Origin of the sequence: Spongiimicrobium sp. 3-5 (genome assembly GCF_046557915.1) — a bacterium.
GTDB lineage: Bacteria > Bacteroidota > Bacteroidia > Flavobacteriales > Flavobacteriaceae > JBHEBG01.
On the sequence record NZ_JBHEBG010000004.1, the window covers coordinates 406,214 to 428,027 of the forward strand.

Consider the following 21,814-nt stretch of genomic DNA (forward strand, 5'->3'; position numbering starts at 1 on the left):
GAAAATGGTTTTTTGGCTAAAACCGGGGTTCACGTGTTTTAATATTTTCCGCACAGAGTTTAATGATCTCTTGAATCCTTTTTTTACGGGTTTCTTCCCTTTTGGCCTGATTAAGCCAATACAAGTAGCTTTTTTGGTAGCCACGGGCAAAACTTTGATAATTCTCCAAAGCCTTTTTGTTTTTGTTGAACGCCAGCTGCAGGTCTTCCGGAATAGTTCCGTTTTCCACGGCATCCAGAGCGGTCCAAGAGCCATTTTTTTTGGCTGCCTCTATGGTTTTTAATCCACTTTCGTGCATCAGTCCAAGCGCTAAAAGCTCTTCAATGTGTGTTTTATTGACCCTGCTCCAAACGCTTTTGGGTTTTCTAGGGCAAAAATACTGTCGTCGTTTTCCGTCCCCGAGACTTTTTACGGTGCTATCTATCCAACCATAGCAAATGGCTACTCTAACGGCTTCTTCCCAACGCATACTTTCATTAGGATGGTCTACCTTGTACAAGATCAAATAAATACCTTGCGATGCGTGGTGATGCACATGTAACCAGTTTCGCCATTCGGTATCATTTTTAAAGTAGTGTTCTGAAATATTGGACATGGTTTTCTAAAAGTTGTTATACCTAGACCTTGCGGTTTTTTGATCGGACATCTAAATTTATGAAAAAGAATTTACCACCAATACCCCCTTGTTATTGAATTGATTCATTTTGGGGAGTTCCTTTATCGTTTCTTTCAGCGATATGGTTCGCTCTATTAGTAGATCGGGCCGTAATTCCCGCCTTTTTATCATGGCTAACATTTCTGGGTATCTGTGGGCCTGCATACCGTGACTCCCAATTATTTCCAACTCCTTGGCCAATACCTGATCCATGGGTATAGGAGGTTGCCGATGGTTATCCGTCATTAGTCCAACCTGAATGTGTTTTCCCCTTTTCCTAAGATTCGCAATGGAATTGACACAGGTTTCCAGACTGCCGAGCGCATCGAGGGAAACATGGGCACCACCCCTGGTTAAGTCTTTTATCTGTTCTGTTATGGCCTTGTTTCCTAGCGAGTTGAGCGTATGTGAGGCACCCAGTGTTTTGGCTAGTTGAAGCGTATCTTCATCGATATCCACGGCAATCACCTTTGCACCCAGCGCCCTTGCGATCATAATTGCGGAAAGACCAACACCGCCGCAGCCATGTACAGCCACATACTGTCCTTCGGACACCTTGGCTTGGTCCACTATAGCACGAAATGCCGTTACAAATCTACAGCCCAATGTTGCGGCAGTGACATCGTTTATTTCATCTGGCAACCTTACCAAATTAGTATCTGCGTAATCTAGGGCCACATACTCCGCAAAAGAACCCCAATGTGTAAAACCGGGTTGGGATTGGTGGTCACACACTTGTTGATTGCCCGTGTTGCATTGCTCACAATGGCCACATCCGCAAACAAAGGGAACCGTTACCCGATCTCCTATTTTAAATTCTTTTACGTGTTTCCCTACTGCTGCTATAGTACCTGCCAATTCATGTCCAGGAACGTGTGGTAGGGCAATGTCCGGATCATGGCCCATCCAACCGTGCCAATCACTACGGCAGAGGCCAGTGGCGCCAACTTTTACGACCACACCATGATGGTTTGGAGTAGGATCCGCTACCTTTTCAATAGATAATGATCCTCTAAATGTGTGGTAGACGATTGCTTCCATGCCAGGTGTAAAGTTTAATTAGGCGTTACAGCGTCTTGGTTTTGATGTAAAAATTCTGGTCTATTTTTAACTTGTAGTCGTCCTTGTCCATAGACTCTGTTTTCCATTCGGTGGTGGGAAATAGCCATTTTTCATCGTGGTTGATGAAAATGCGTACCGGCATATCAAATTCCTCAATAATATCGGTATACCTATATTTTAGTTGTGACCCTTCCTGTTTATATTCCAAAACCGGTATTTTGGTAGTCCTTAGGTATTGATCGAAGAAAGCCGATAGATCCTTTTTGGTCTTTTTGCTGATGTAATTCTCTACTTGCTCCGTAGTTACCGTTTTATGATAGAACTCTTTGTTGAGCCCGCGTAAAATTTGTCGCCATTTCTTATCGTCTTCTACCAAGTGACGCAGGGTATGTAATATGTTTGCTCCCTTATAGTACATATCACCAGAGCCTTTGGAATTTACCCCGTAGGTACCTATTATGGGCACGTCGTTCTGTATGTTGTCCCTTGTTCCGATAACGTAAGCAGCAGCTGCCTTTTCGCCAAAATGGTAATCTAAGTACAAGTTTTCGGAGTATGCCGTAAACCCTTCATGGATCCACATATCCGCTATGTCTTTGTAGGTAATATTATTGGCGAACCACTCGTGTCCCCCCTCATGGATAATTATAAAATCGAACTTAAGTCCCCAACCTGTTCTGGAGAGGTCATTACCAAGGTATCCATTACCGTATTTATTGCCATAGGTAACGGAACTTTGGTGTTCCATTCCCAGATAAGGAACCTCTACAAGTTTAAAACTATCTTCATAAAAAGGGTAGGGGCCAAACCAATGTTCAAAGGCCTTTATCATCATAGGGGCTTGCTTAAACTGTTCTTTTGCCTTTTCCAGATTATAGCGAAGCACGTAGTAATCCATATCCAACATTCCTTTTTCACCCTCATATTTCTCACCGAAATGCACATAATCGCCGATATTTACATTTACCCCGTAGTTGTTGATAGGGCTGTTCACGTACCAATGATACGTTGTGGTATTGGTATGTTCCTCCACTTTTTTTAATCGGCCATTGGAGACGTTCATTAAACCTTTGGGAACTTCAACACTGATTGCCATGCTATCTACTTCGTCGTACATATGGTCTTTGTTGGGCCACCATACACTGGCTCCAAGTCCCTGACAAGAAGTGGCCACAAAATGATTGCCATTAGCATCTTTTTTCCAGGAAAAACCTCCGTCCCAAGGCGCCCTTACGGCTTCTTTGGGCTTACCGTGATATTCTATTTTTACTTCATTGACAGCACCCTTTAGTTGCGGTTTTTGCAGGGTAACAAAATGGGCATTGCCGTTGGACTCAAATGCTAAGGTCTTCCCATCTTGCGTAATCTTGTCAATTTTCATAGGGGGTTGCAGATCTACTTGCAAAACCTGCGCTTCCGTTAGTACCTCATATCGAATGATATTGCTGCCCGAAATCTCCTTGTTGTCCGGATCAACCTTAATATCCAAATGGTAGAAACCCAAGTCCCACCACGCACGTTCGGGGGTAATGGAACCCCGTAAGGTGTCTTGTTCCGTAAATGGGGAGTGTTGCGCCAGGGTGGCCGTTGTACATAGTAAGATAAGCGGTAATACCTTTAAAATTTTCATTGTAGAAAGAATTTGTTAATCTCTAAAAATTGCATTTGGAAATACTACCATGCTCTCATGACCATCTTTACCTACTGCGGCTATACCGAAGAAGAAGTTATCAATTACAATGCCATCTAACGTGTATTCGCTAACATCACCAACATATTTGCTATGGTCCCAGGTAGGCGAAGTAGTATCTCGCCAATAAATTTTGTAGCCGACCGCCCCATCTACTTTTGACCATTTAAATTTGGCGGAAGGCTCCACAATACCTCCAATTTTCACTTCTTTAGGTGCTAAAGGTCCCCAGGCAGCGGAGGCTAAGCTAATAGCGTTTACGGCGGTAAGTTTTTTAGCGTAATCAAAATTAACATGTTCCAGTACATCACCATACTCGATACCGTTCTCGGTGCGTATGTCCTGATGTTGCTGTGTATAGTTTTCGTGCGATTCCATAATTCTGATTCCGGCAAAACCAGCATCGTTAAAGGGTCTATGATGGCCTCCACGGCCAAAACGATCCAATCTGTAGATCATCATAGGGTTCATTTCGGGCATGTAATTCTTTACTGCTTTATGGATATATCTGGCCAATTGCCTAGAGATACCATCTACTTCACCACCGTAAAAACGCCTTGCCCTGCGTTGGTCTTCCGTTTCCGTAGCGGGTACGGGTTCTGAAAATATCCTGAAATCCCTATTACTCGTTACACCATCCACACCGGTAACATTGCCGATCATATCATTGTTCAAAATACCGATAATGTCCCACTGGTTTTGTTTGGCGTGGGCTGCTAAGCCTTTTCCCCCGAACAAACCTTGTTCCTCTCCCGATAGCCCTACATAAATAATACTGTTTTCAAAGGTGTATTTAGATAATACCCTGGCGGCTTCCAAGGTTCCGGCCATTCCGCTGGCATTGTCATTGGCCCCTGGCGAATCAGAAGTATAGTTGTTGGGATCGCTGACCCTAGAATCTATATCGCCGCTCATAATAATAAAGCTATTCGGGTTTTTGGTGCCGCGTTGTATTGCCACCACATTTACTACCCAAACGTCGTTTACGATTCTATCGTTCTCACCTTTTGGCACTAGATTCTTCTGGTAAAAGACTTCCAAGCAACCATTGCAGTCGGCCGAAGTTTTTTCGAACTCGCTTTTGATCCAACGTCTTGCCGCTCCTATGCCACGGGTATTGCTTACCGTATCGCTTAGGGTATGTCTGGTACCAAAATTTGCCAAGGTGGTAACATCTTGGGCAATACGCTTTGCCGAAACGTTTTTGATGATATCGTACAGACGTTCATCTGTTTGGGATAAGGCTATGGAAGAAATACAGAGTGCTATGGGAATAAGTAATCTTTTCATCATGAGTTTTGAGTTTAGTGACCTATCAGTTCCACGAAAACCCCGTCCGGGTCTTGGACAAGGACAAAACCCCTACCATCACCAATTTTTATAGGTGTATCGCCCAACATAGGAATATTGTTTTCGGTAATCCGGGCTATAACCGGCTCCAAAGATTTAACAAATATGGTCATGTAACGCATTCCGTTTCGCTCTTGTATATGTTGTTCCGACATGTTTTTTTCATTGTTGAACGTCACAATTTTTAACTCGCTTGCACTGGGGTCATCCTCCAATTTTAATATTTTAACATCGAAGGGTGTTCCTCCGGTCAGTCCCGAACTTTTACCGAAGGCCTCATCAATGCTAAATCCGCCGGTCTCCACCAATCCAACAATTTCAGTATAAAATTTTAGCGATTCTTCCAGGTCCGAAGCTACAAGACCTATGGAAATAGTATTCCTTTCAAAAGCGCTTTCAGACGTCGTCTGTCCTATTAAAAGAGTAGGTAAGCAGACCAAGAGCAACAAAATTTCTTTGATTTTTTTCATGTTTTTATAGATTGATATGAGAGTACCCCGTACTATGGGCTATATATTGCCAGAGGCAATTCTTTTACGGGTTGAAGTTACCTAAGAAATGTAACTTTTGCAATTTTTCCGTTTTATACTTTAGAGGGAAACAGCTTTGAGGCTTGGACCTTTTTCCCCTATAAGGGATGTATTATTCGGCTACCAAAGCCAACAGCGTATTTGCGCTATTTACGGAAAGCCTGGTAATGTTTTTTATACCCTTTTGGCTAAAGGTCTGGACCACTATCCAATCCGAATCTGTTTTTGGATCAAATTTTAACAGACGATTACCGGACCCTATCAAAATAGTACCATTGGCGAGCCAGCATATATCCTGGGACTTTGGAATCATATGCGTTATTTTATCAGTGGCTCCCGTAATCGGATTCAAGGATTTAATTTCCCATTCATCTTGTTCTTTGCCAATGAAACTGACAAGATCCGAATTGGGGATTCTATGAAGCGACCTCCCTACATTTTTTTGGACTACATGATTGGAGTTGTCCTTTAAATTGGAAACTACCAGATCCATACGATCTTCCACCAAGACAGAAGAAATAAGCATATGGGTGTTGTACCATACATGATACCCAACTTTTAGATCGTTGAGCAAAACATTGGGGGCACCGGATTTTAGATCATATCGATACAACAACTGTGTACCGTCCTTATCTAACCTAATTGCCGATACGGCTTCTTGTTCGGGGATTTTTAATGGTGAATATTCACTGCCCTGTTCGGTAGCGGCAATCCAGGTTTTGTCTTGATCCTTAATGCGATAAAGAACAACATCAGTTTGGTTATCCCTTGTGGAGGTATAAAGGACAAGGCTATCTCCAATAAAGGAGGGTTGATTGTCATAGCCATGGTTATTTGAAATATTAACAAGATCGCTTAATGATATGCCGGTATCATCGGCTTTAAGATGTAACAGATAAACCTCGGTATTGGGTTGGGCCCACAAAAGGGAAAAGGCCAGCGTAAAAATGGCACAAAGCACATTTCTCATAATAATCGTTTTGTTATTTGATGTCCGCAAAGCGTTTTAAAAGCTCGCGAACGTTTTTAATGCCGTCAATAAAATATTTGGCTTGGGTTTTTTGTCGGCCCACTTTTACGGTAATGGCAGAATCGGGCAGTTCTTGGAACATAAATTCATCCGTCCAATCGTCACCTATGGCAAATACAAAATCATAATTGGCCTCTCCATAGACCCGCATGGCCGCCCTGCCTTTGTTTACGTTACTACTTTTTATCTCCATGACCTTATTTCCGTTAAGGACGCTTAAGTCATCATTGGCGATGAGGCTGGTAAGCACGGTATTAAGTTCGGAGGCCCTTTTCTGACCAAAATCCGGATCCGTATTGCGGTAATGCCAGGCCAAAGAGTAGTTTTTTTCCTCAATAAAACTTCCCGGGGTTCTATCTACAAAAGACTCTAGCACCGGACTTATCTTATCCATCCAGTCTCTTTTTACGTTTTCCAACATCCTAAAATCTTCCCCTTTTTGGGAAATCCAGACCCCATGCTCAACGATCATGTTATATTTTTTTGGCAAGAACCACCGGGTAAAAGTTTCCTTGTCCCTACCACTTATAAGGTACATATCCGTGTTTTTTTGAGCGGCAATCCGATCTAAAAGTACGTACAGTTCTTCGTCCGGACCCGCCTTTTGCGGATCGTTATGAAACCCTGCCAGGGTTCCGTCATAATCTAAGAACAGCAAACGTCTACTGGCATTGGTATAGCTCTTAATGGTGGTATTCATAATGTTCATGGACAATCTGCGCGATACGTATATATTATCGCGTTCTTTCTGATCGTAAAGCGATTTCATAAAATCGTTGGCCCATTTTTCCACGTTATAACGCTCCAGTCTTTTTTGTAGCAAGCCATTTCTGTATTGTTGTTCTGCCGGGGGCATAGTAATGGCCTCATTGAGCGCATCGGCTATTTGCTCAAAATTGTTAGGGTTTATTAGGAGCGATTCGTTCATTTCATTGGCAGAACCTGCCATTTCACTAAGGATCAATACTCCGGTCTTGTCCGTTCTGGTAGCAACATATTCTTTGGCGACCAAATTCATGCCGTCTCTAATAGGCGTTAACCAAGCAATATCGCAAGAGGTGTATAGGTCAATAAGGTTTTCAAAAGGCATGGAGCGATAAAAATACCAAATGGGTGTCCAGCTTACCGTTGCCAGTTCCCCATTGATACGACCTACCAGTTCATCTACTTCTTTTTTAAGCAACTTATACTGTGGAACGTTAGACCTAGAGGGTACGGCAAGAATAATGAGCCTTACCTTTTCCTTATACTGCGGGTATTTGTTTAAAAAATATTCAAACGCGTTAAGGCGTTTGGCAATTCCCTTGGAGTAATCCAGACGATCAATGGAAAGCAAAAATTTGGCATCAGGGGTAGATTGTTTATGCGTATTTAAACGCTGTTGAAGCTCCGACTGTTTTTCCGGGCTACGCTGTTGGTGTTCCTTGGCCGCTTCGCTAAACTTCTTGTAATCAATACCCATTGGAAAAGAATCTACCTTTATCACCCTGTTGTCCAAATAGATATCGTTAAAACTAACCTCCAAACCTAAAAGCCTCCTAACAGAACTTAGGAAATGACGTTCGTAGTCGTACGTATGAAAACCGATGAGGTCCGATCCCAAAAGACCTTCCAAAACCTCGCTTCGCCATGGAAGCGTTCTGAAAATTTCAAAGGAGGGAAAAGGGATATGCAAGAAAAAACCGATAGAGGTATTTGGGCGCTTTTTCTTTACCATCTGCGGAACCAACATAAGCTGATAATCATGTATCCAAATGGTATCGTCTTCTCCGGCTTTTTCTAAAATAGCATCGGCAAATTTTTGGTTCACCGCATTGTACATGTTCCAATTGTCCAGTTCAAATTCCGAATATTCCAAAAAGTAATGAAAAAGCGGCCAAATGGTACGATTACTAAAACCAAAGTAAAACCCGTCCACTTCTTCGGCACTAAGATTTACTTTAGAACATCCGTGTTCTTTTAGGGCCTTATCAATATCTGTTTCCAGGCTTTGCGGAATTTCCTCATCGGTAAGACCACTCCATCCAATCCAGAGACTATCACTACCCGAGTGAACGGTCTTCATTCCGGTTGCTAGTCCACCAACACTTGGCACTGCATTGATGGTGCCATTATGAATTTGCAATTGTACGGGTAGTCTATTTGAGATTATGATAGTTTTGCCCATAAATTGAAATATTTAGAACTGTTTGGTGTGAAATTTCCCTAAATTTCGACAAATTGAAGTGTAAAACCAACTATACAGACGTTTTTAAGATTAATTAAAATATGGATAACTTAAATTATGGAATCATCGGAAATTGCAGAAGTGCAGCATTAATTTCTGAAAAGGGTTCTTTGGATTGGTGTTGTTTGCCCGAATTTGATTCTTCATCTGTTTTTGCCAAAATTTTGGACGAAAAAATTGGTGGGAGTTTTGAGATACAGGTTTCGGAGGAATATAAGATCACGCAACGATATAAAAAACATACCGCCGTTCTTATTACACGATTTTCCGATGGAACCAACAAATTTGAGCTTCACGATTTTATGCCGAGGTATTATAAAGAAGACGGCAGCTATAATGCCCCTCCGGAAATAATCCGTTATATAAAGCACATAGACGGCAAGCCTGTTTTTAAGGTACACTACAACCCAAAGCTTGAATATGCATTGGGAAAGACCGAGACTTTTGTGAAGAAAAATTTTGTGGTTAGTCTAACCCACACTGAAAAGTACGATACCATTTTTCTCTATACCTCGTTCAACAAAAATGCTGTGGTGGAAGGACGGGAGATAGAACTTACCAAAGATGGGTACTTTTTGTTGGGATACAATGAAAAAATATTCTTGCCAAGCACCAGAAAAATGTATTTGGAATTGGAACGTACCAAAGTGTACTGGCTAAATTGGAGCGATGATACACCCAATTATAAAAAGTACAACGCCCAGATAAGTCGCAGTGCCATAACTTTAAAATTGCTTAGTTATGATAAGACCGGGGCCGTGTTGGCAGCTGCCACTACCTCTTTACCAGAAACTATAGGGGAGGTACGAAACTGGGATTATCGTTTTTGCTGGATCCGTGACGCATCCATGGTCATTAAGGTGATGTCGGAATTGGGACATAAAAATGTTGCTAGAAGATACCTGCAGTTTATCATAGACCTTATCCCCGATAAGGATGAAAAACTTCAGATTATGTACGGAATAAACAAGGAAAAAAAGTTAACCGAAGAAACCCTAGATCATTTAAACGGATACAAGGGATCTAAACCCGTAAGAATCGGAAATGCCGCCTATAAGCAAAGGCAGAACGATATATACGGCATTCTTATGGATGTTATTTACGAGCAGCTTGCCAAGTTTAGTACCGATATAGAGAACGGTGAGGAGTTGTGGGGCATAACCAAGGGTATCGTTTGGATTGTAACAAATCACTGGCAGGAACCAGATAAGGGTATTTGGGAGTTTAGGGCTGAGGACCGGCATTTTACCTTTTCGAAAGTGCTTTGCTGGGTAGCCATAGACCGTGCGATTAAAATAGCCCGAATCTTACGTAAATCCAGAAAAATTGAAAAATGGACAAAACTAGAACAGGAAATTAAGGAAGATATTCTTCGGAACTCTTGGAATAAGAAGGTCAACGCATTTACACAATCTTACGGCTCACCACATCTTGATGCTTCTGTCCTATTAATGGAATCTTATGGGTTTGTACATGCGAAGGATCCTAAATTTGTTAGCACAGTAAAGGCCATTGAGAAAGATCTTTGTAATGATGGACTTTTGTATCGCTATAAGAACGAAGATGATTTTGGGTTACCGTCATCATCTTTTACCATCTGTACATTTTGGTTTATCAACAGCCTTTTTAAAATAGGGGAGGAAGAAAAGGCCATGGCACATTTTGATAGACTATTAGGTTACAGCAACCATCTTGGGCTGTTTAGCGAGGATATCGATTTTAAAACCAAACGATTGTTGGGGAATTTTCCCCAGGCATACTCGCATTTGGCGCTTATAGAATGTGCGGTCAACTTTTCCAAAAAGGCCAGTGAGGAGGCCGTTTTGGCCTCCATGAGGTAATTGGTCCCGAAGAACTATTGGGTCTAAATCAGGTTTGCGAAATTTTGGCGAGCTCCTTTATTCTGGACAATAGTGACGTTAGGTGTTTTCTGGTCGTAAACGGATTCATAAGGGTTACGCGCAAATAGCTCCTACCACGCAACTTGGTCTGTACTATGTAGTATTCGCTTTCCTCTAACAACGTTTTTCTTATCCCTAAATTAATTTTATCGGTTTCTACGTTGTCTAAATGGGCATCCTTATATCGGAAACAAACAATGTTGGACATGGGTGCTACCGCCAGTTCAAACTGGGGATCTTCTTTAACCATGTCTCCAAACGTAAGACCAAGGTCGTATAAGGTGGTAACAAAGGCATCAAATAGTTCTTCACCGTAGGTTTTATGCAATATGTACCAGCTTAGGCACATCATAGTCTTTGTACATTCAAAGGTTCTTCTTCCAGAATTGTACCAGTCTTTTTCCGCGGATTGCTCTAAAAGGTAATCTGCCTTTTGGCTGAAAGTAGCGTAGGAGTTTTGCTCTTTTTTAAACAATAATGCGGTTGTAATCATGGGCATCATCATCATTTTATGGCCGTCTATTACCATAGAGTCTGCCCGATCCATACCTTTAAGCGTATGTTTATACTTTTCTGAAAATAGGGCCGCTCCGCCATGGGCACCATCTACATGGAACCAAAGGTTGTGCCTTTCGCTAAAATCGGCCAGTGCTTCCAAATCATCATAAATACCTGTAGCTGTGGAAGGTGCACTACCCACCACTGCAAAAATTTCAATGTTTTTGGCCAAGGCCTCATTATAATAAGATTCTAGAAGGGAGGTATCCATACTGAACATTGCGTTGGAAGGAATCTTGATAACTCCCTGGGATCCCAAGCCCATAATTTTGGCCGCCCTATCTACACAGTAATGTGCTTCTTCACTTACAATAATGCCAAGAGATTTGGAATTGCCTTCATTCCATACATCATAAGAGGCACTGGCTTTTCGGGCTGTGAGCAAGGCGGTGAGATTTGCCAAGGTGCCACCTGAGGTAAGAAAACCCGAGGCATCTGGTCCAAAACCAATTTTTGCACATAGCAAATCGGTAATTATCTTTTCAATCATTGTGGGCGCCATACCCATCTCATAAACGGCCATCCCATTGTTAAGAAGCGCACCTACCATACTGGATAAGGCTGTAATAGGCGCCGTTGGACTTGCCTGATGCCCCATGTATTTAGGATGATGAAGGTGTATGGTATGGTTCAGCACTTCTTTGAAAAATTGCCCTTCGTCACCACTTTGAAGAAACTCCTTCCAAAACACATGTTCTTTTTCGGGAGGGTTCCAAGAAGTAGTATTTTTGGATTTTTCCTCCAAAGTACGCTCCAGATGATCTGCCAAATCGTCGATAAGTCGATGCCCTCTTTTTCTAAAGTCGTCGGGGTCGTATGCTTTTTTTAGAATGCTGGTCATGATTAAATGTAATTAATTTGATTAAACTAGGATTTATTCAACCCATAATCACTAATTTTGAATTTAACCTATACTTATGCACATGGAATATAGATTTTTACTACTTTTTTTAGTTTTTACCGTTACAACAATCACTGCTCAGACTGAATTTGATAGTGGATATTTTATCAGTGACAATAATAAGAAAATAGATTGTCTTATTAAGAATGAAAAATGGCTTTCTAGTCCTAAAAGAATATTCTATAAAATCAAACCAAATGGGGAATCTCAATATTTCACTGTAAAGAACGTCAAGGAATTTGCGGTCTATGGAGAATCCGTGTACAGACGGGCCACAGGTGATTTCCCAATTACTAATGCCGGCCTAAAAAACGATGAAGCCAATCCAAACATAAAATTAGCTGCTAAAACAGAATTTGTTAGGCAATTGGTTAGTGGAAAAGCTCAACTATATGTTTATTCTGATGGTAATGGAGCTGTTTATTTATACAAAAAGGATAATGGCCCAATAGTACCTCTAATTTTTAAGCGATACGTAGCAAGTGATAATTTGGAAATCAGGGAAAACAATGCCTTTAGAAGACAACTCCTAGAACATTTAGCTTGCGACAAACCAGAGATGATTCAACGCACTAAATATTCGAAAAAGTCGCTGATTCAATTTTTTAAGAAATATAATACTTGTGTCGGAATTGATGTGGGAGCTGGTGTTGAGGGTATTACACTGGATAGTACAGGTACTGGTACAAAAAGTAAATTCTCTTTGTCCCTAAATTTATGGGCGGGTGCACAAGAACACAGTTTTGATCTGGAGATTTTTAATGATAATCAGAATTATAAGTCTGAAACAACTCTAAAACTTGGTGCGGAATTAGAAGGGATATTACCTTTTAACAATAACAAATGGAGTGTTTTTTTAGGAACATATTATTCTAACTATGAGACTGAGTATTCACCAATAATGGGAGAAGTCCTATTTTTTGGTGATGAGTTTCGTTTTAACATGGATCTTACGATACTGGAAAATATGTTTGGACTTAGGCATTATATGTTTTTGGATAAAAAGAACAGTCTTTTTCTTGAAGGTGGTGTAACACTCGATTTTCTTATTAATTCCACGTTCAACAACAATATTTCCGAGGTTTCAAATGACCCATTCGTCATAGCTGATTTGCGGGCATTTAGGACTAGGGACCAGAGCTTGGGAATTGGAGCCGGAGTAGGGTATAACTACAACAAGTGGTTGTATTTTAGGCTCAATTATCATATTGGACAAGATGTTGTAAAAGGACTTCCTGTTGAAAGAAATCAACTTACCAGAGTTTCGGGTATGGTCGGATTCAAGATTTAAAAAAACCGCTCCTTTATAGGGAGCGGTTTCCACTTCTGTCTCACAAAAGTAGCAATCTGAATTAGTCAAAGGTATAACCGTTATCCGCTGCTATCCTATCCGCAATTTGTGTACGGAGGGCTACAACGTTAGGTTGATTTGTATATTTTGTAAAGCGCTTTAAGCCCATGAGCATCATGCGCTGTTCATCCCCTTCTGCAAAAGAAACAATAGCTTCTTTCCCTTTTTGGATTATCGTATCCACAGCATTGTACAAGTACAATCTAGACATTGCTATTTGCGTGGACTGGGCTTCTTCCCCAAAACGCTTGGCATTTTTTTCCGTGCGCAATAAAGTAGATTCTGCCATGTATACTTCAATAAGAATATCCGAGGCTGCCATCAGTAATTGCTGATGTTTCTCTAAATCCGGTCCAAATTTTTGTACCGCACTACCTGCAACCATCAGGAATACTTTTTTTAATCGGGCTACCAAATCTTTTTCTTCAGCAAACAATTCCGAAAAATCTGGTGTATCAAAAGAAGGGATTCCCATAAGTTCTTCGCCTACCTTTGTTGCAGGTCCTAAAAGATCTACATGACCTTTCATCGCCTTTTTCACTAACATACCTACCGCCAACATTCTATTTATTTCATTGGTGCCCTCGTAGATACGTGCTATTCGCGAATCTCTCCAGGCAGATTCCATAGGGGTATCCGCGCTAAAGCCCATACCTCCAAAAATTTGTATCCCCTCATCGGTGGTACTCTGGCAATCTTCGGAAACAGCAACCTTAAGAATGGAACATTCTATGGCATATTCCTCAACACCTTTTAATTCAGCTTCTTGGTGAGAATTTCCACTGGCTTCGCGTAGTGTAATCCTGTCCTCGATATTTTTGGCGGCCCTGTAACTTGCAGATTCCCCGGCATAAGCATTGGTTGCCATTGTTGCTATTTTGGATTTAATGGCCCCAAAGTTTATGATAGGTGTTTTAAACTGTAAACGCTCATTGGCGTATTTCACAGCTTCGGTAATAACGCGCCTTTGTGCATCCAAACAGGCAGCTGCCAATTTTATACGTCCAATGTTTAGCGCGTTCATGGCAATTTTAAACCCGTTGCCTCTTTCCGATAACATGTTCTCTACAGGAACCTTGCAATCATTAAAGAACACTTGTCTGGTAGAGGAGGAGTGTATTCCCAGTTTCTTTTCCTCATCACCTAAGGTAATGCCATTACTGGGGTCGTTTTCTACGATAAACCCAGTTATATTTTTATCATCCTCAATCCGTGCAAAAACGATAAACAAATTGCAGAAACCGGCGTTGGATATCCACATTTTCTGTCCGGAGATGGAATAATGCTTCCCATCTTTGGATAGAACTGCTTTTGTTTTTCCGGAATTGGCATCGGAACCCGCGCCGGGCTCCGTAAGACAATAGGCACCAAACCACTCACCAGTGGCCAGTTTGGGCACATATTTGTTTTTTTGTTCCTCATTTCCATATAGGGTAATCGGCATGGTACCGATACCAGTATGGGCCCCGAAAGCTGTACTGAACGAGCCTGTGGCTCCGGAAATATAGTCGCAGACCAACATCGTGGATACAAACCCCATGCCCAGTCCGCCGTAGGCTTCAGGAACTGCAATACCAAGAAGCCCAAGTTCTCCGGCATGCCTCATTGTTTCTTCCGTATAGGCATAATCCTTACTTTCAAAACGTTCCCAATGCGACCAAAGCTCGCGATCTACAAATTCTTTGGTACTATCTCGCATCATTTTCTGCTCCTCGGAGAGGTCTTCCAAGGTAAATACGTCTTCACATTTGGTTTCCTTAACAAGGAACTGTCCACCGCGCAGAATGTCTTTTTCTATTGTCTCCATAGTTTAATTTTTAGGGATAGGAAAAAGAATGGATAGATTGGAAGGTCCATTTTCTTTCCCAATTCTTAACTTAATTTAAAAATTCAAAAATACCGGCTGCTCCCTGTCCTGTACCAACGCACATGGTAACCAGCCCGTGTTTTCCTTTCATATTCCGTTTTCGCATTTCATCAAACAGTTGTGTAGAGAGTTTTGCTCCTGTACAACCTAGAGGATGTCCAAGAGAAATGGCACCTCCATTTACGTTTACAATTTCCTGGTTCAAATCAAGTTCTCGTATCACCGCCAGGGATTGGGAAGCAAAGGCCTCGTTCAATTCTATAAGATCTATATCGTCTTGCTTCATTCCGGCTTGTTTCAACGCCTTTGGAATGGCCTTTACCGGACCTATACCCATAATCCGGGGTTCTACCCCCGCTGCTGCATAGTTCACCATTCGAGCTATTGGCTCTAGATTAAGTTCTTTAACCATTTCTTCACTCATAACTAGCACAAATGCGGCTCCATCGCTCATTTGGGATGAGTTGCCCGCCGTAACACTACCTCCTGCGGCAAATACAGGTCTTAATTTACTTAGTGCTTCTAAATTGGTGCCCTTTCTGGGTCCTTCATCTTTTTTAACTGTATAGGTCTTTGTTTCCTTCTTACCCGCTTCGTTTACAAAAGTATGTTCCACATCTATAGGCACTATTTGATCTTGAAAACGATCTTCTGCCTGTGCCTTTAGCGATTTCATATGGGAATTGTAGGCAAATTCATCCTGATCTTCCCTAGAAACCTTAAATTGTTGCGCCACGGCTTCTGCAGTTAGGCCCATACCCCAATAATAGTCTTCATTTCCTTGCTTGGCAACGGCATAATCCGGAGTAGGTTTGTATCCGCCCATAGGAATATAGCTCATGCTCTCCGCTCCACCAGCGATGATACAATCTGCCATTCCGGCCTGTATTTTGGCCGTTGCGATGCCTATGGTCTCCAAACCTGAAGCACAGTAGCGATTTACGGTTACCCCTGGTACGTCCTCTATATTCAATCCCATTAAAGAAATGAGACGGGCAATATTTAACCCTTGCTCGGCCTCGGGCATTGCGTTACCGACAATTACATCGTCTATGCGCTTTTTGTCTAATTGCGGTACCTCGTTCATCATATGTGCTATGGTCTCGGCAGCCAATTCGTCCGGTCTTTTAAACCTGAATAATCCTCTCGGCGCTTTGCCTACGGCGGTGCGGTACGCTTTTACTATATATGCTGTTCTCATGCTTTATTGTTACGTATTCGTATTTAATACTGCGCTTTTATATCTGAATTTATTTATTGCTGCTCAGTGACTTTATTGTCTATTCCCTTAATTACGAAGGGGTTTCCCTGTTTTTAACATATGCTGGATACGCTCCAAAGTTTTACGTTCCGTACAAAGCGAAAGGAAGGCTTCCCGTTCCAGATCCAATAAATAATCCTCGCTTACATAGCTCGCCTCGGACAGATCACCACCGGCCATAACGTACGCCAGTTTGTTGGCAATTTTTTTATCGTGCTCCGAAATGTAGTGGCCGGCTTCCATAGAGTCGGTACCTACCAAGAACATTCCCAAAGCCTGTTTGCCAAGTACTTTAACGTCTTTTCGTTTTACGGGTTTGGTATAACCGGCTTCCGCCATTAGTTTGGCGTGGGCCTTGGCGGTTGCTATCTGACGATCTTTATTCACAACAATAATATCCTTCCCTTTCTGCAATAAGCCCAAATCAAAAGCTTCATAGCCAGAGGTAGAAACCTTGGCCATGCCTATGGCAAGAAAATACTCCTGTAAAACATTCAATTCCACATCATTTTTTCTGAAAGTATCCGAAGCTCTAAGCGTCATTTCCTTAGAACCGCCACCTCCGGGGATGACCCCAACACCAAATTCTACCAATCCCATATAGGTTTCGGCCGCGGCAACCACTTTGTCGGCATGCAATGATATTTCGCATCCACCTCCCAAAGTCATACCATGCGGGGCCGATACGGTAGGTATAGAAGAATAGCGCATTCGCATTACGGTGTCTTGGAACATTTTTATGGCCATGTTCAACTCATCATATTCTTGCTCAACGGCCATCATAAAGATCATTCCGATATTGGCTCCTACGGAAAAATTGGCGGCCTGATTACCAACCACCAAGCCTTGAAAATCTTTTTCTGCCAAATCGATGGCCTTATTAAGTCCCGCAAGGACATCGCCGCCAATGGTGTTCATTTTGGATTGGAATTCCAGGTTTAAAATACCATCGCCCAAATCTTCGATTACCACACCACTATTTTTAAAGACCTCGTTGGATTTACGAATATTATCCAAAATTATAAAGGCATCCTGGCCGGGTATTTTGCCCATGGCCTTTTTGGGTATGTCGTAAAAATGGGTAGTTCCGTCTTTTACGGAATAGAAAGATTCAATACCGGCTGCCAGCATATCGGTTACCCAGGTGGCTGGTTCGGAACCTTCTGCTTTCATTATGCTAAGACCGGCTTCGACACCAATGGCATCCCATATTTGAAACGGTCCGTGCTCCCATCCAAATCCTGCCTTCATGGCATCATCTATTTTGTAAAGTTCGTCCGTAATTTCGGGGATACGATGCGATACATAAGCGAAAAGCGCTGCAAAACTTTTTCTATAAAAAGCTCCGGCCTTGTCCTCGGCGTTTACCAAAATCTTAAAACGATCGATTACCCTATCCACATTTTTGGTGAGCTCCAAAGCGGCAAATTGAGCCCTCTTTTTTGAGCGATAATCCAATGTATCCAGATCTAGGGAAAGAATTTCGCTAGACCCGTCTTCTTTTTTTACCTTTTTATAGAAGCCTTGTCCTGTTTTGCTGCCCAACCATTTATTTTCTACCATTGTTTTTATAAAACCGGGTAGTTTAAAAAGTTCCAAGCGTTCATCTTCAGGACAATTTTCGGCTATACCATTGGCCACGTGCACCAAAGTGTCTAAACCAACAACATCAACCGTTCTGAAAGTGGCAGATTTTGGCCTTCCAATGACTGGCCCTGTTAATTTGTCTACTTCCTCAATGGTGAGGCCTAAGTCCTTTACTGCATGAAAGAGACTCTGTATGCTGAAAATTCCAATTCTATTCCCAATAAATGCAGGTGTATCCTTGGCAACTACGGAAGTTTTTCCAAGATATTGCTCTCCATAACCATTTAAGAAATCCAATACTTCGGGGGAAGTCTTTGGCCCGGGAATTATTTCAAATAATTTTAAGTAACGGGCAGGGTTAAAGAAATGCGTGCCACAAAAGTGCTTCTGAAAGTCATCACTTCTACCTTCACTCATAAATTTAATTGGAATTCCGGAGGTATTGGAAGTAATTAAAGTACCGGGGGTACGATGTTTTTCTATATTTTCAAAGACTATTTTTTTTATGTCCAGGCGCTCAACCACCACTTCAATAATCCAATCTACTTCGGACACTTTGGCAATGTCGTCCTCCAGATTACCTGTTTTAATACGTTTTGCAAACTTACTATGGTAAATAGGGGAGGGTTTGGATTTCAACGCTGCGGCTAGGGAGTCGTTAACCAGTCTGTTACGAACCGCCTTATCTTCCAAACCAAGTCCTTTTGCCTTTTCCTTTTCATTGAGCTCTCTGGGAACGATATCCAACAGTAATACTTCTACACCAATATTTGCAAAGTGACAGGCTATGCCGCTGCCCATAATACCAGATCCTATTACCGCTACCTTATTTATATGCTTGTTCATTAATTAGCTGTATGTTTTGTATAGACTTTCTTTTCTATAATTAATTTATTGATCGTTTCAGTAACCTCAAAAAACATGTTCAGTTTTTCGTCACTTATGTTTTGACGTACTACTTCATTAAACCTTAGCACCACTGCTTTGGATATTTCTCTCTTATCCAGACCTAGTTTGGTTAGATGAATAAGTACTCCGCGGCCATCCTTGGGATTTCGTTTGCGTTCTATATAGCCTTTTTCCTCTATGCTGTTCAATATTCTAGATAAACTGGTTGCCTCCATACCCATTTTTGGCCCCAAAGCTGTGGAAGGAGTACCTGTTTTAGGGTCTATACTGAGCAGCGTAAAACCTATGGCCATGGTAAGGTCATAGTTTTTTGCTTCTTCGTTATACAATCTGGCAACGGCCTGCCAAGTGGCCCTTAGGGCATAGTCAATGGTTAGGTCCTTCATAAAGCTGTTTATTGGCCTTCAAATATAACAAAATTTATTATGCATGCATAATAAATTTAATTAAAATAATTATTGCGTTATAGATAGAATTAATAGGGAAGAATGTGCATTATTAAAGTGGGTAGTTAATGCCCATAGATGTTATTGTATAGGGTTAAGTATTTTTCTTTTACGATTTTACGTCTTAGTTTCATTGTAGGGGTAAGGTGTCCATCATCGATACTCCATACATCTGGAGTGAGTCTAAACTGTTTTACTTTTTCCCATTTGGCAAAACTTTCATTGGCAACATCTACTTCTTCCTGATAGCGTTCCAGGATTTTTTCATTGATAACGATATCAGAATTTTCACCTAGGGTTATATTATGGCGTTCTGCCCATTCATAAAGAAACTCAAAATTGGGCTGTATCAATGCCGCTGGCATTTTTTCACCTTCTCCCACTACCATGATCTGTTCTATGAAACGAGATTGTTTAAATCTATTTTCTAGCAGTTGGGGTGCCACATATTTCCCTCCCGAGGTTTTGAACATTTCCTTTTTGCGGTCGGTTATTTTTAAAAATCCGTCGGAGTCTACCTCACCAATATCCCCTGTATGAAAATAACCATCTTTTAAGACTTCTGCGGTCTTCTCCGGGTCTTTGTAATAGCCCATCATTACTTGTGGTCCTTTAATGCAGATTTCTCCGTCGCTTGCAATTTTAACCTCCGTCTCACCAATGGGTCTTCCTACGGTACCAATACGGAAACCACTATCGCGCATATCGTTCACTGAAACCACTGGAGAGGTTTCCGTAAGGCCATAACCTTCCATAACACCCATTTCTGCTGCATTGAATATCCTTGCCAATCGGGGTTGCAAAGCTGCACTACCTGAGGCTATTAACCCTAAATTACCACCCAAGCCGGCCTTCCATTTGCTGAAAATCAGTTTACGGGCAAGCTTCAGCTTTTGCTCGTACCACCAACCGTTTTGTCCATAAGGTTCATATTTTAAACCAATTTCAACCGACCAAAAGAAGAGTTTCTTTTTTATTCCGCTTAAATCGGCCCCCTTTGCTATTATCTTATCGTATACCTTCTCTAACAACCTGGGTACAGCCGTCATTACATGAGGTTCTGCCTCTTTTAAATTATCGCTTATTTTCTCTAGCGACTCGGCATAGTAAATGGTAACGCCCCTAAATTGATAGAGGTATATCAGCATACGCTCGTAGACATGACATAGGGGTAAAAAGCTTAGTGATCTTGTTTTACCATCAACAATAGGGAAACGTGCAGAACTGTGAATTGCGTTGGTTACCAAATTGTGGTGGGACAGCATAACGCCTTTGGGTCTTCCGGTAGTACCCGAAGTATATATCAAAGTTGCCAAATCCCCAGGTTTAACAGCATTCTTAAGTTGCTCCACTTCCTCTTGGTTAGCAGTATCTGCTCCCAATTCCAGTACTTTGCTCCAGTGTTTACAATTTGTAATGTCATCAAAGGAGTAAACCTCTTTTAGACTGGCCACTTTGTCCTTTATGGCCATAACTTTTTCAAGAACTTCCGTACAAGAAACAAAACAGTACTTGGCCTCCGAATGGTTTAGTACGTAGGCATAATCTTCCTCTGAAATTGTTGGATATATGGGAACATTTTGGGCTCCAAGTTGCAATATTCCTATATCCATGATGTTCCATTCCGTACGATTGGTCATAGAGATTACCGCTACCTTATCATTGGGTGCTACACCAAGACGTAGGAGTCCGCGGCTCATGGCATTGGCCCTGTCTATATATTCTTGTGTTGAGGTGGCTACCCATTTGCCATTGTATTTGGTAACGAGTGCCGCATCAAGGTTAAATTTTTCCAATTGGTAATAAGGAAAATCAAAGAGTCTGGTGATTTCTTGCATACTTAGTTTCTAATAGGTAATTGCAAAATAAGAAAAGGGAACGGTATAATAAAATGGGATTCGCATAAAGTGGCGACAATAATCTGATATTTCCCAAAAAAAAAAGCCTATCCTTAAATTGGATTGAAAATGTGTTTTATGGCTCCGTTACTTTTTTTGCCTCCTTGTGGTGTGGTTTTGCCTTATGACAATTACAAGTGCAGTTTCATTCCTTCGTGGGAGGCCTTAAAGCCAAGTTTTTCGTAGAAGTTTAGGGCTTCCGGTCTTTTCTTATCGGTTGTAAGCTGCACTCCGTGTGCTTTACGCTCCATGGCTCTGTTTATGGCCCACTCAAACAATTTTTGACCAATGCCCTTGCTCCGGTACGTTTTATGCACTCTCACGGCCTCGATCTGGGCCCTAATACCACCCTGATAAGTAAGATATTGAATAAAAGACAATTGCAGGGTGCCAATTACATCCTCTTTTGCATTCGTTATTACAACCAATTCCTGATTTGGATCTTCATTGATTCTTTTAAAGGCTTCATAATAGCGCAATGGCAATGGGTTTTGATAATTTTCGCGTAAGGCACCCAATTTGTCATCGGCAATCATGCTAACGATACTTGGCACATCTTCCTTAATGGCTTTTCTGATTATCATCAACAAG

At 41.6% G+C, this 21,814-nt stretch carries 16 protein-coding genes; 2 read left to right on the plus strand and 14 right to left on the minus strand.

What is annotated here, in order from left to right; all coding sequences use genetic code 11:
- Positions 1–16: 16 nt before the first annotated feature.
- The 7 genes from ACEQ81_RS16105 to ACEQ81_RS16135 all read right to left on the minus strand — a co-directional run bounded on the left by ACEQ81_RS16105 (position 17) and on the right by ACEQ81_RS16135 (position 8,484).
- Positions 17–595, minus strand: coding sequence for a YdeI/OmpD-associated family protein (locus ACEQ81_RS16105; RefSeq protein ID WP_411031940.1), 579 nt, complete (start codon positions 593–595; stop codon positions 17–19).
- 57 nt (positions 596–652) lie between these two features.
- Positions 653–1,696 carry a zinc-dependent alcohol dehydrogenase family protein gene (locus ACEQ81_RS16110; protein WP_411031941.1) on the minus strand — a complete coding sequence of 348 codons (1,044 nt, stop codon included), beginning with the start codon at positions 1,694–1,696 and terminating at the stop codon, positions 653–655.
- 25 nt (positions 1,697–1,721) lie between these two features.
- Positions 1,722–3,347 carry a M1 family metallopeptidase gene (locus ACEQ81_RS16115; RefSeq protein ID WP_411031942.1) on the minus strand — a complete coding sequence of 542 codons (1,626 nt, stop codon included), beginning with the start codon at positions 3,345–3,347 and terminating at the stop codon, positions 1,722–1,724.
- Positions 3,348–3,362: 15 nt separating this feature from the next.
- Positions 3,363–4,697, minus strand: coding sequence for a M28 family peptidase (locus ACEQ81_RS16120; RefSeq protein WP_411032034.1), 1,335 nt, complete (start codon positions 4,695–4,697; stop codon positions 3,363–3,365).
- Between the two features lie 14 nt (positions 4,698–4,711).
- Positions 4,712–5,227: a VOC family protein gene (locus tag ACEQ81_RS16125; RefSeq protein WP_411031943.1), complete on the minus strand. Its 516-nt coding sequence runs from the start codon at positions 5,225–5,227 to the stop codon at positions 4,712–4,714.
- A 172-nt stretch (positions 5,228–5,399) separates the two neighbouring features.
- The gene (locus tag ACEQ81_RS16130) at positions 5,400–6,257 is read right to left on the minus strand and encodes a hypothetical protein (protein ID WP_411031944.1); all 858 of its coding nucleotides are present in this window, start codon (positions 6,255–6,257) and stop codon (positions 5,400–5,402) included.
- A 13-nt stretch (positions 6,258–6,270) separates the two neighbouring features.
- Positions 6,271–8,484: a bifunctional alpha,alpha-trehalose-phosphate synthase (UDP-forming)/trehalose-phosphatase gene (locus tag ACEQ81_RS16135; protein WP_411031945.1), complete on the minus strand. Its 2,214-nt coding sequence runs from the start codon at positions 8,482–8,484 to the stop codon at positions 6,271–6,273.
- Positions 8,485–8,585: 101 nt separating this feature from the next.
- On the opposite strand from ACEQ81_RS16135, the gene ACEQ81_RS16140 reads away from it, so the two are divergent.
- A complete protein-coding gene (locus tag ACEQ81_RS16140; protein WP_411031946.1) occupies positions 8,586–10,385 on the plus strand; it encodes a glycoside hydrolase family 15 protein in 1,800 nt (599 codons plus the stop codon).
- A gap of 28 nt (positions 10,386–10,413) precedes the next feature.
- Here ACEQ81_RS16140 and ACEQ81_RS16145 read toward each other — a convergent pair whose 3' ends face one another.
- Positions 10,414–11,844 carry a pyridoxal phosphate-dependent decarboxylase family protein gene (locus ACEQ81_RS16145; protein WP_411031947.1) on the minus strand — a complete coding sequence of 477 codons (1,431 nt, stop codon included), beginning with the start codon at positions 11,842–11,844 and terminating at the stop codon, positions 10,414–10,416.
- An 82-nt stretch (positions 11,845–11,926) separates the two neighbouring features.
- On the opposite strand from ACEQ81_RS16145, the gene ACEQ81_RS16150 reads away from it, so the two are divergent.
- A complete protein-coding gene (locus ACEQ81_RS16150) occupies positions 11,927–13,195 on the plus strand; it encodes an outer membrane beta-barrel protein (RefSeq protein ID WP_411031948.1) in 1,269 nt (422 codons plus the stop codon).
- A 61-nt stretch (positions 13,196–13,256) separates the two neighbouring features.
- On the opposite strand, the gene ACEQ81_RS16155 is transcribed toward ACEQ81_RS16150, so the two are convergent.
- The 6 genes from ACEQ81_RS16155 to ACEQ81_RS16180 form a co-directional block, all read right to left on the minus strand.
- The gene (locus ACEQ81_RS16155; protein WP_411031949.1) at positions 13,257–15,062 is read right to left on the minus strand and encodes an acyl-CoA dehydrogenase family protein; all 1,806 of its coding nucleotides are present in this window, start codon (positions 15,060–15,062) and stop codon (positions 13,257–13,259) included.
- A gap of 70 nt (positions 15,063–15,132) precedes the next feature.
- The gene (locus ACEQ81_RS16160; RefSeq protein WP_411031950.1) at positions 15,133–16,323 is read right to left on the minus strand and encodes an acetyl-CoA C-acyltransferase; all 1,191 of its coding nucleotides are present in this window, start codon (positions 16,321–16,323) and stop codon (positions 15,133–15,135) included.
- 87 nt (positions 16,324–16,410) lie between these two features.
- On the minus strand, positions 16,411–18,816 hold the full coding sequence (locus ACEQ81_RS16165; RefSeq protein ID WP_411031951.1) for a 3-hydroxyacyl-CoA dehydrogenase NAD-binding domain-containing protein: 2,406 nt from the start codon (positions 18,814–18,816) through the stop codon (positions 16,411–16,413).
- Entirely contained in the window at positions 18,816–19,265 is a 450-nt protein-coding gene (locus ACEQ81_RS16170) for a MarR family winged helix-turn-helix transcriptional regulator (RefSeq protein WP_411031952.1), read from the minus strand. The genes ACEQ81_RS16165 and ACEQ81_RS16170 overlap by 1 nt, the downstream gene beginning before the upstream one ends.
- A gap of 125 nt (positions 19,266–19,390) precedes the next feature.
- Positions 19,391–21,163 carry an AMP-dependent synthetase/ligase gene (locus ACEQ81_RS16175; RefSeq protein ID WP_411031953.1) on the minus strand — a complete coding sequence of 591 codons (1,773 nt, stop codon included), beginning with the start codon at positions 21,161–21,163 and terminating at the stop codon, positions 19,391–19,393.
- A gap of 191 nt (positions 21,164–21,354) precedes the next feature.
- The gene (locus ACEQ81_RS16180) at positions 21,355–21,807 is read right to left on the minus strand and encodes a GNAT family N-acetyltransferase (RefSeq protein ID WP_411031954.1); all 453 of its coding nucleotides are present in this window, start codon (positions 21,805–21,807) and stop codon (positions 21,355–21,357) included.
- Positions 21,808–21,814 lie beyond the last annotated feature (7 nt).

Bases quoted from the DNA above. Each gene is read 5' to 3' on its own strand.
- ACEQ81_RS16105 (WP_411031940.1), bottom strand. From the start codon at position 595: ATGTCCAATATTTCAGAACACTACTTTAAAAATGATACCGAATGGCGA.
- ACEQ81_RS16110 (WP_411031941.1), bottom strand. From the start codon at position 1,696: ATGGAAGCAATCGTCTACCACACATTTAGAGGATCATTATCTATTGAA.
- ACEQ81_RS16115 (WP_411031942.1), bottom strand. From the start codon at position 3,347: ATGAAAATTTTAAAGGTATTACCGCTTATCTTACTATGTACAACGGCC.
- ACEQ81_RS16120 (WP_411032034.1), bottom strand. From the start codon at position 4,697: ATGAAAAGATTACTTATTCCCATAGCACTCTGTATTTCTTCCATAGCC.
- ACEQ81_RS16125 (WP_411031943.1), bottom strand. From the start codon at position 5,227: ATGAAAAAAATCAAAGAAATTTTGTTGCTCTTGGTCTGCTTACCTACT.
- ACEQ81_RS16130 (WP_411031944.1), bottom strand. From the start codon at position 6,257: ATGAGAAATGTGCTTTGTGCCATTTTTACGCTGGCCTTTTCCCTTTTG.
- ACEQ81_RS16135 (WP_411031945.1), bottom strand. From the start codon at position 8,484: ATGGGCAAAACTATCATAATCTCAAATAGACTACCCGTACAATTGCAA.
- ACEQ81_RS16140 (WP_411031946.1), top strand. From the start codon at position 8,586: ATGGATAACTTAAATTATGGAATCATCGGAAATTGCAGAAGTGCAGCA.
- ACEQ81_RS16145 (WP_411031947.1), bottom strand. From the start codon at position 11,844: ATGACCAGCATTCTAAAAAAAGCATACGACCCCGACGACTTTAGAAAA.
- ACEQ81_RS16150 (WP_411031948.1), top strand. From the start codon at position 11,927: ATGGAATATAGATTTTTACTACTTTTTTTAGTTTTTACCGTTACAACA.
- ACEQ81_RS16155 (WP_411031949.1), bottom strand. From the start codon at position 15,062: ATGGAGACAATAGAAAAAGACATTCTGCGCGGTGGACAGTTCCTTGTT.
- ACEQ81_RS16160 (WP_411031950.1), bottom strand. From the start codon at position 16,323: ATGAGAACAGCATATATAGTAAAAGCGTACCGCACCGCCGTAGGCAAA.
- ACEQ81_RS16165 (WP_411031951.1), bottom strand. From the start codon at position 18,816: ATGAACAAGCATATAAATAAGGTAGCGGTAATAGGATCTGGTATTATG.
- ACEQ81_RS16170 (WP_411031952.1), bottom strand. From the start codon at position 19,265: ATGAAGGACCTAACCATTGACTATGCCCTAAGGGCCACTTGGCAGGCC.
- ACEQ81_RS16175 (WP_411031953.1), bottom strand. From the start codon at position 21,163: ATGCAAGAAATCACCAGACTCTTTGATTTTCCTTATTACCAATTGGAA.
- ACEQ81_RS16180 (WP_411031954.1), bottom strand. From the start codon at position 21,807: ATGATAATCAGAAAAGCCATTAAGGAAGATGTGCCAAGTATCGTTAGC.